This is a genomic window from Robiginitalea sp. (assembly GCF_049588695.1).
Classification (GTDB): domain Bacteria; phylum Bacteroidota; class Bacteroidia; order Flavobacteriales; family Flavobacteriaceae; genus Robiginitalea.
Genome location: NZ_JBAVZJ010000174.1, coordinates 1 through 7192, shown reverse-complemented (window position 1 = coordinate 7192; position 7192 = coordinate 1). Strand labels below are relative to the sequence as shown.

The 7192-nt window shown below is 47.8% G+C and carries 9 protein-coding genes; 3 read left to right on the top strand and 6 right to left on the bottom strand.

The genetic code is table 11. The annotated features are described in order from the left end of the window. The 3 genes from WBV75_RS04185 to WBV75_RS04175 all read right to left on the bottom strand — a co-directional run. On the bottom strand, nucleotides 1-801 hold an 801-nt coding region (locus tag WBV75_RS04185), incomplete at its 3' end, for a M14-type cytosolic carboxypeptidase (RefSeq protein WP_424119397.1). Nucleotides 802-955: 154 nt separating this feature from the next. After that, nucleotides 956-1984, bottom strand: coding sequence for a hypothetical protein (locus WBV75_RS04180; RefSeq protein ID WP_424119396.1), 1029 nt, complete (start codon nucleotides 1982-1984; stop codon nucleotides 956-958). Further along, the gene (locus tag WBV75_RS04175; protein WP_424119395.1) at nucleotides 1981-2511 is read right to left on the bottom strand and encodes an AAA family ATPase; all 531 of its coding nucleotides are present in this window, start codon (nucleotides 2509-2511) and stop codon (nucleotides 1981-1983) included. Before WBV75_RS04175 ends, WBV75_RS04180 begins: the two co-directional genes overlap by 4 nt. Nucleotides 2512-2663: 152 nt before the next feature. On the opposite strand from WBV75_RS04175, the gene WBV75_RS04170 reads away from it, so the two are divergent. Further along, nucleotides 2664-3797, top strand: coding sequence for an immunoglobulin domain-containing protein (locus tag WBV75_RS04170; protein ID WP_424119394.1), 1134 nt, complete (start codon nucleotides 2664-2666; stop codon nucleotides 3795-3797). A gap of 148 nt (nucleotides 3798-3945) precedes the next feature. Next, nucleotides 3946-4830: an alpha/beta fold hydrolase gene (locus WBV75_RS04165; RefSeq protein ID WP_424119393.1), complete on the top strand. Its 885-nt coding sequence runs from the start codon at nucleotides 3946-3948 to the stop codon at nucleotides 4828-4830. 245 nt (nucleotides 4831-5075) lie between these two features. Here the strand turns inward: WBV75_RS04165 and WBV75_RS04160 are convergent, their stop codons facing one another. The 3 genes from WBV75_RS04160 to WBV75_RS04150 form a co-directional block, all read right to left on the bottom strand. Then, nucleotides 5076-5420, bottom strand: a complete 345-nt coding sequence (locus tag WBV75_RS04160; protein WP_424119392.1) for a heavy metal-binding domain-containing protein — start codon at nucleotides 5418-5420, stop codon at nucleotides 5076-5078. Nucleotides 5421-5492: 72 nt separating this feature from the next. Further along, nucleotides 5493-5981 carry a hypothetical protein gene (locus WBV75_RS04155; protein ID WP_424119391.1) on the bottom strand — a complete coding sequence of 163 codons (489 nt, stop codon included), beginning with the start codon at nucleotides 5979-5981 and terminating at the stop codon, nucleotides 5493-5495. A gap of 118 nt (nucleotides 5982-6099) precedes the next feature. Then, entirely contained in the window at nucleotides 6100-6426 is a 327-nt protein-coding gene (locus WBV75_RS04150) for a TerB family tellurite resistance protein (RefSeq protein WP_424119390.1), read from the bottom strand. Between the two features lie 241 nt (nucleotides 6427-6667). Here WBV75_RS04150 and WBV75_RS04145 point away from each other — a divergent pair. Then, the coding region (locus tag WBV75_RS04145) for an isocitrate/isopropylmalate family dehydrogenase (RefSeq protein WP_424119389.1) at nucleotides 6668-7192 on the top strand (525 nt) is incomplete at its 3' end.

The window sequence follows — 7192 nt, the reverse complement described above, 5'->3', positions numbered from 1 at the left end:
GGCCTGGTCCGACTCGCCCGAGAGGGTTTCAACAAAGGACTTCATCGCCAGGAAGCCCGTAACTTCGGGCGGGTGTTGGCGGGCAATCACCATAAGGGCTTTCTTCGCCTGGCTTCCCTCCTGTATTTCCAATAAATGCAGCGGCCTGTTTTCCCTCGAAAGGCCAATAGGATAATTACTAACAAAAGATTTTTGGCTGAGCGAATCCACCCAGGATTTTACCCTGGAAGAGGTATAGAGTTCCTGGGCAGAAACAATCACAGGTTCGGTGTTGACCTCAAGGGTGATCTCAGCAAATTCGGGAGCGGCCTTAATCCCAAATTCCCCCTCCCCCGGATTCAGGGCTTTAAAATAGGTGCTATCCAAAGGTTTAAAATGTACCCCGTCCGTGCTGATTTTCGGGTAATACCTGCTGCGGGAATCCTGATAACTCAGTTGCACGGTGATTTCCCTGGGGCGGGTTGTCCAGACCTTAAAGGCATACCAGGGGCTGACATTTATGGGGGTATTCTCTGCAGTTATCCAGATCGTATAATGATCATTGCCGTCATACGCCACCCCATTGAGGCGCCCCCCTTCAAAATCATTGGCGAAAAAGGTAGTACTGTCGTTAAAGGCCCAAACCCCTTTCCATTGCTTTTGAACCGGCCGATCTACGGTAGGCACTACCGGGTTTGGGCCTTGTCCCTGATAGCCTGAGGTTGAGGGTGCCGGTTCCGCTATGGCCTTCTCCGTATTCTTACACCCAACCAGCGCCACTGTGAACAGGAGCAGCGCCGCTTTTAAAAAATTGTTTCCCATTGTATTTTAATCTGCTGAACACGCGCTCCGAATATAAAGCGCTTCTGCTCCAGGTTAGACTCAAAATCCCTATACGGCCAGGATAATCGTATGTTTGGGTGAAGATATAAAAAGATGATCGTCTGATTTATCAAGTAGGTGAATTAGCCCGCTTTTACCCGGTATTCCAGGCCCTTTTCAATTCCCCGTAATACCTCTTGAACAAGAGCATGTACTTCTCGATGAGTTCCCATCCTTTTGGGTCAGAACCTCCCTCCCCTTCTTTAAGCTGTATGCATAATACCTTGATCCTGACATTGGCCCGGTACAGTTTGTAGTATAGAAATAACAATCGATCCGTCCTGTTTTCGATGGCTCCGGTAAGGGCCAGATACCTGTCCAAAAAAGCTTCGGACAGGTCATCTCTGCCAAATCGCTCGAGATCCATACAGAGAAATGCCACTTCATTCAACACATCGAGGGTTCGGAGTGCCTCGCTGAACTCGATACAATCAAAAATAACGGGTTCGACCTCAAGAATAATATTTCGGCAATGCAGGTCCCCGTGTCCGTCAACTACAAACCCGGATTCTTTTCGCGCTTCGATCCGGGCCTGAATCTCCCTTAAAAAACCGTATCCCCAACGAATGACCTCTTCTGTAAATACACCCGAACCCGCCTTGTAAAATTCCTCCAGAAAGGTCGCCTGCCCGGAAATATCGGCAAACTCCTCATGAAGTTCCTTCCAGGTCTCGGAGACCCTTACCCTTTTGGCTCCCTTGTGGAATCGGGCTAAGATCCCTGCAAGTTTTTCCATTTGTCCGACATCAACCTCCCCTTCTGCCAGAAGCAAATCCATCTGCCGGCTATCATCCATACGACGCATCCAGACCACATGGTCAATAACTTCTCCCCTTTTCCCGCCTATGGTAACCTTTCCCGAGTCATCAGTAACTGCTAGCACCCCCAAATACATCTCGGGGGCCAGTCTTCGGTTTAGCAGTACTTCCTGCTCGCAATAATACTCCCGCTTCAGCAAAGTGGAAAAGTTGAGGAAACTAAGGCGTACCGGTTTTTTAACCTTGTACACAAAGGAGTCCGCGAGGATTACCCAGGAAATATGCGTCTCGACCAACTGCAGCTCAAGGGTAGGATGCGGTACAGCCGTATTGTTAATTATCTTCTCGACCTGATCTTTTGTCATTCGCTCAGGAATTCCACGGTTTTTTCAATCATTTCGGGCAGATCTTCCGTGTCCGAATGCAGTTGGAGGGCTTTGACCTTCAAGGGTTCGAATTCCTTTCGGATCTTTTGGAACACGTCAAAATCCGCCTCGCTATACGGACGAGCAACAGATACCCTTTTGCGAACTACATCTTCCCCTGCGGTAACTTCAATCCATTTAACCGGTATCCCGAGCTCCCTTCCCAACTCGGCGAATGGGTTTCTGAAAATCTCCCGGTAAAACGTTCCATCCAGGATGACTCCCTTCCCTTTCTGAAGTTCCCCCCGGGCACGCTCCAGCATCCGGGTGTATATAAAGGATTTATCCCTGAGATCATACTGCTGTTTTCTACCCAGTTCCGCGCGTATAATATCAGTATTGAAATGAAGGAGGCCCAGCCGCTCCGCCAACGCCCGGGCAAAGGTCGTTTTCCCGGTTCCCGGAAGGCCAAAAACTACCAGAAGTATAGCCCTGGTCGCATCGTATTGCTGAAATTCTGCACTCACAACCCTAAAGCTACTAAAACCGGGTTGTATTTAACCACAGTATTTCAGGACTTTACAACATAAGTTAATCCAGCATCCGGATATTTAATAGATTGCTTTAAATATATTTCAAAATCAGAACTGTTAACATCCATTTATTCTATTCTAAGGGCTTGCTCCTGCTGGTACTTTTCTGCTTTCTGGGTATATCTCACGCCCAGGTGACGGGGGATTACCGATCCGTGGGGTCCGGGAATTGGACCGATTCGGGCAATTGGGAAACGTACAACGGTACGGCCTGGGTGGCGGCTACAAATTATCCCGGGGAAGTGCCTGGCACCAATGATGTATATATCATTGGAGGATCCACCATAGACCTGGGAAGTGCCATTCCATCTGCCATTGCCGGACTTTTTGTCGGAGACGGAACTGGCGGTACGGATACCCTTAGAATTACGAATACGGCTAGTCTAAACACGCCGCTGATTGATTTGCAGACCGGGGGACTTGCTATTTGGACTGGCAATCATACGTTTACCCTCCCGTCGGGTGCGGTCTTTAAGATCTCGGGGGGAACCCTGGACGAGGGCAACCCCTGTAGTGCAGCAAAAAGACTTGTTATTGGGAGTCGGATCTATTCCACGTGTAATGGAGCGGCAGGCGCTGATTATAGTTTTGAGGATTTAAACACCTCCGGAGGTTCCCTCTCCGTATCTCCCAGTTCAGACAGTCCGGTATGTGAAGGGGACAACCTGAACCTGTTCGCAAATCCCTCGGGAGCAGGGTCTTCCGGAGCCAGTTTTAGCTGGGTGGGAAGCGGGCCAGGGAGTTATAGTTTTTCCTCCTCCGACCAGGACCCTGTTGTGACAGGTCTTATTCCCGGAAGTTATACATTTACGGTAACCATTACAGAGAGTTCCGGCTTTAGCACTTCTGAATCGGTCAGTGCGGAAGTAGTAGCAGGGGTTGCCATTACCTCACAACCCTCAAATCAACAAGGCATTACAGGAACTAATGCTATATTCACAGTGACAACGAGCGGATCACCGACCTACCAATGGCAGGTAAGTACGGATGGCGGAACTACCTTTACAGACCTTTCTGATGGGAGTAAGTATTCAGGTAGCCAGACCAACACCCTACAGGTAGGGTCGCTTCAAACCTCCGACAATACAAATCTTTTTCGGGTTCAGGTTCAACCCGCCTCGGGAGCTTGTCCGCCACTTATATCCGATTCCGCCTTATTAACTGTGATCGTCACCACCGTAATCTCCAACCGTAGAATTACCTATCGCGTCAATAACTAGATCTCCCACCAGGCCACTTTTGAGTCCCGTTCAAGAAAACAAGGGCATCCTTTAATTCCGCAGGTGGCAGCCTCAATCCCTTGCCAACTAACTATTCATTTCCTTATCTTAGGGCGATCCCCACAACAAACCGGGAATCTCTCGTCCCATGACAACTACAAAATCCCTACGCCTGGGAGACCTGGAATTCGATTATCGGGTCTGTGGAGATAAAAAAGACGAACTCGTAGTCTTTCTCCATGGATTTCCGGAAACGTCAATCATGTGGGTGGAACTCATGCCTGAAATCGCAGCCCTCGGGTTTTACTGTATTGCCCCGGATATGAGGGGATACAGTAAAAATGCCTGCCCCAAAGGAGTCAGCCACTACACCATTGAAAAAATCAGTAATGACATTCTCGAAATAGCGGATACCCTGAAGCCGGGCAAATTTCACCTGGTCGGGCATGATTGGGGAGCTGCCATTGGCTGGGACATCACCTATAACCACCCCGGGAGAATCCTGAGCTGGACGTCCCTTTCTATTCCACACAGCAGGGCTTTTGCAAGCGCATTAAAAGAAGATAAGGAACAAAAAAAGATGAGCCGCTATATCGGTTTTTTCTTACTCCCATATATCCCTGAACGCTTCGTGAGACGGAATGATTTTAAGGCGTTTCGAAAACTATGGAAGCGTTCCAGCCCTGAAGCCCTGGAAAATTACCTCACCGTATTCAGGAGAAAGCCATCCCTCACCGGAGCCCTGAATTACTACAGGGCTAATTTTAGAAAAGGCCGAAAACCCATAGGCGATGTCGAAAAGCCTACCCTATTTATTTGGGGGAATCGGGATTTTGCGATCGGGGCCTTTGGAGCTCGTAAAACACGGGACTTTATAAAAGGGGCGTATACTTTTTTGGAAGTAGACGGAGGACACTGGTTGGTGCAATCCAATTTCGATGAAGTGAAAGCCGCCCTGAGTAAACATTTGAGTTCCCATAGAGAAGTACCGAAGCGAAAGGGCAAAACCTATCAAACGCCAGGCAACCTTTAAAACCCAGGCAACTTTTTAATAATCGTATTAAGCCGTAGTTTTAGTACTCTAAATAAATGTGATCAACTAAACGTGGGAGTGCTGGCACTCCTGCTCCTGCTCTTTACCGCGTGTTCCGACGATGATCCTGTTGATGCCCTACAAACGGGAGGATCCCGGGTCAATTTGGGGAAAGCTCAAGATAAAATCACGCTGAGTGCACAGAACACAAAAGAAATTCAGGGTTGTGGTTTTAAGAAGAGCCCTTAGCTTTTGCTATGTTTCGGACAATTTTCACAAGAACAATTCTCCTTTTTACAGGTACATTCGCCATTGGCGTGCATCTTACAGGTGGTCATGGAGGTTTCCTTGGAGACAGGCTTCAGGTCCATTTTACAAACCGGGCATTTCCCTTCGGCCTCATACGTTTTTCCATCCTCGCAGTCCATTGGGCACTGATAACGGACCTCGGCCGTTAAATCGTCGGTGGGGGTGTCTGACTGGACTTCGGTTTGAGAAGGCGCAGTTTCAGTTTTCTTTTCTTCCTTACAAGAAGTGAAGGCGACAAACAGGGTAAGCAAAAGGGCAGGTAAGAGGGCTTGGATTTTCATCGATTAGGCTTTTGAGCAAATTTAAGAGGTTTTGATGAAAAAAAGTCAGATAACGAAGTTCGTGGCTACTATTTATTCCGAAGGCACATTTTTATAACTGCCCAACATGCGTTCCAATTCAGACTCTTTCAGGTAGAAGGCTCCCTGGGATCCGTTCTCATAGTATATCGTCACTTTCATCGGTTCACCTACGCGGCCCGGGCGCATGGTCTGGATCAATCCTTCCCCAACACTTAAGCGCTGCTTTACAGTGCTGAAACCATCCTTAAAGACATGGTAGAGGTAGTTCAATTCCATTTCAGAGGCATAAAAATCGAGAGATTTGATCTTATCCCGGGAATGCACCTCATCCTTGTACCACAATTTGTAATATCCCGGTTTGTCGGAAATCCGGATAAACTCGAGATAGGGCAAGGTGATCTGAGGGTCTCCGGAGGAACCCACAATCACGCGGTCTTCCGTCTTGACTTCTCCGATCTGACCATACGCTGCCGAGCTGATTAAAACCAGCAAGAGCAACAAGATCATATTATGTCCCGTTCTGTGTCGCGTTTGTTCCATGCACCTTTGAAACCTCATAATAAACAATTCCTGCTCTAAAAGTATTGATTTCTATAGCAACCCTTTATATTTTCCCATCTGGTGAGTCATTCGTCGCCGCATATCCGTCATAGATCGTTTAATCCCCCGAGGAAATGCCCGCCGCGGCCATTATTCGAAATATAAAATGCATTTCAGCCTCATCGACCACTCCATCGGCATTAGCGGCTTCAGTCATACTTCGCATCAAAAAAGCTTTTTTGGATTCGGGCATCACCTGTATTACAGCAATGGCCTCAATAGCCTCCACTTCCCGGGCCTGAATGAGGAGCTCCGCATCAAAATTCATTACTTCTGCGAGTTGACTGAGATAGTCCAACTCCCCGATATCGAGCATATCATCCATGCTTATCACTTCGTCGACCGCCTTGATTACCGCCAGTTTCTCAATGATGTTTAATTCCATATTGCGGAGGTTGTTGTCAGCGAAAAACCTGTATTGAGGTATATCTCACTATGCTAAGTAGGCCAAAAGGTACTAATAATTTCCCTTTCAAAAACCAAATAGACAGGGAGCCCATACAATGCCACCGAAATCCTGTTGTTTTCATATTCATTAATATTCGTTATGTTTTTAATTAAAAACATAAATAAAAATATATGGATAATTACACAGATATTTGCCCTGTAAACCAGAAACGAACCCTATGAATTCAAACACTCAGATTTCTAATCGGCCCAAAGCCAATAGTGCAAAAGCCCCGAATGTTAAAACTGCTATTACCGTTTCCTACGGGGACGGGATTGGCCCGGAGATCATGGAAGCTACCCTCCGCATTCTCGATGCCGCCGGGGCGCAGCTCGATATCGACACTATTGAAGTCGGTGAGAAAGTCTATACTTCAGGCGTCACCACAGGAATTTCGGATTCCGCCTGGGACACGGTTCGCAAGAACAAAATCTTTTTTAAGGGCCCTATCACCACCCCTCAGGGCGGTGGGTATAAAAGCCTGAACGTTACACTTCGGAAAACCCTGGGGCTTTACGCCAATGTGCGGCCCTGCAACAGCTATTATCCCTTTGTCGACACCCGCCATCCGGATATGGATGTAGTGATCATTCGGGAAAACGAAGAGGATCTCTACGCCGGAATTGAGCATCGACAGACGCCCGAAGTTACCCAGGTACTGAAGCTAATCACCAGACCCGGATGCGAGAATATCATTCGCTAC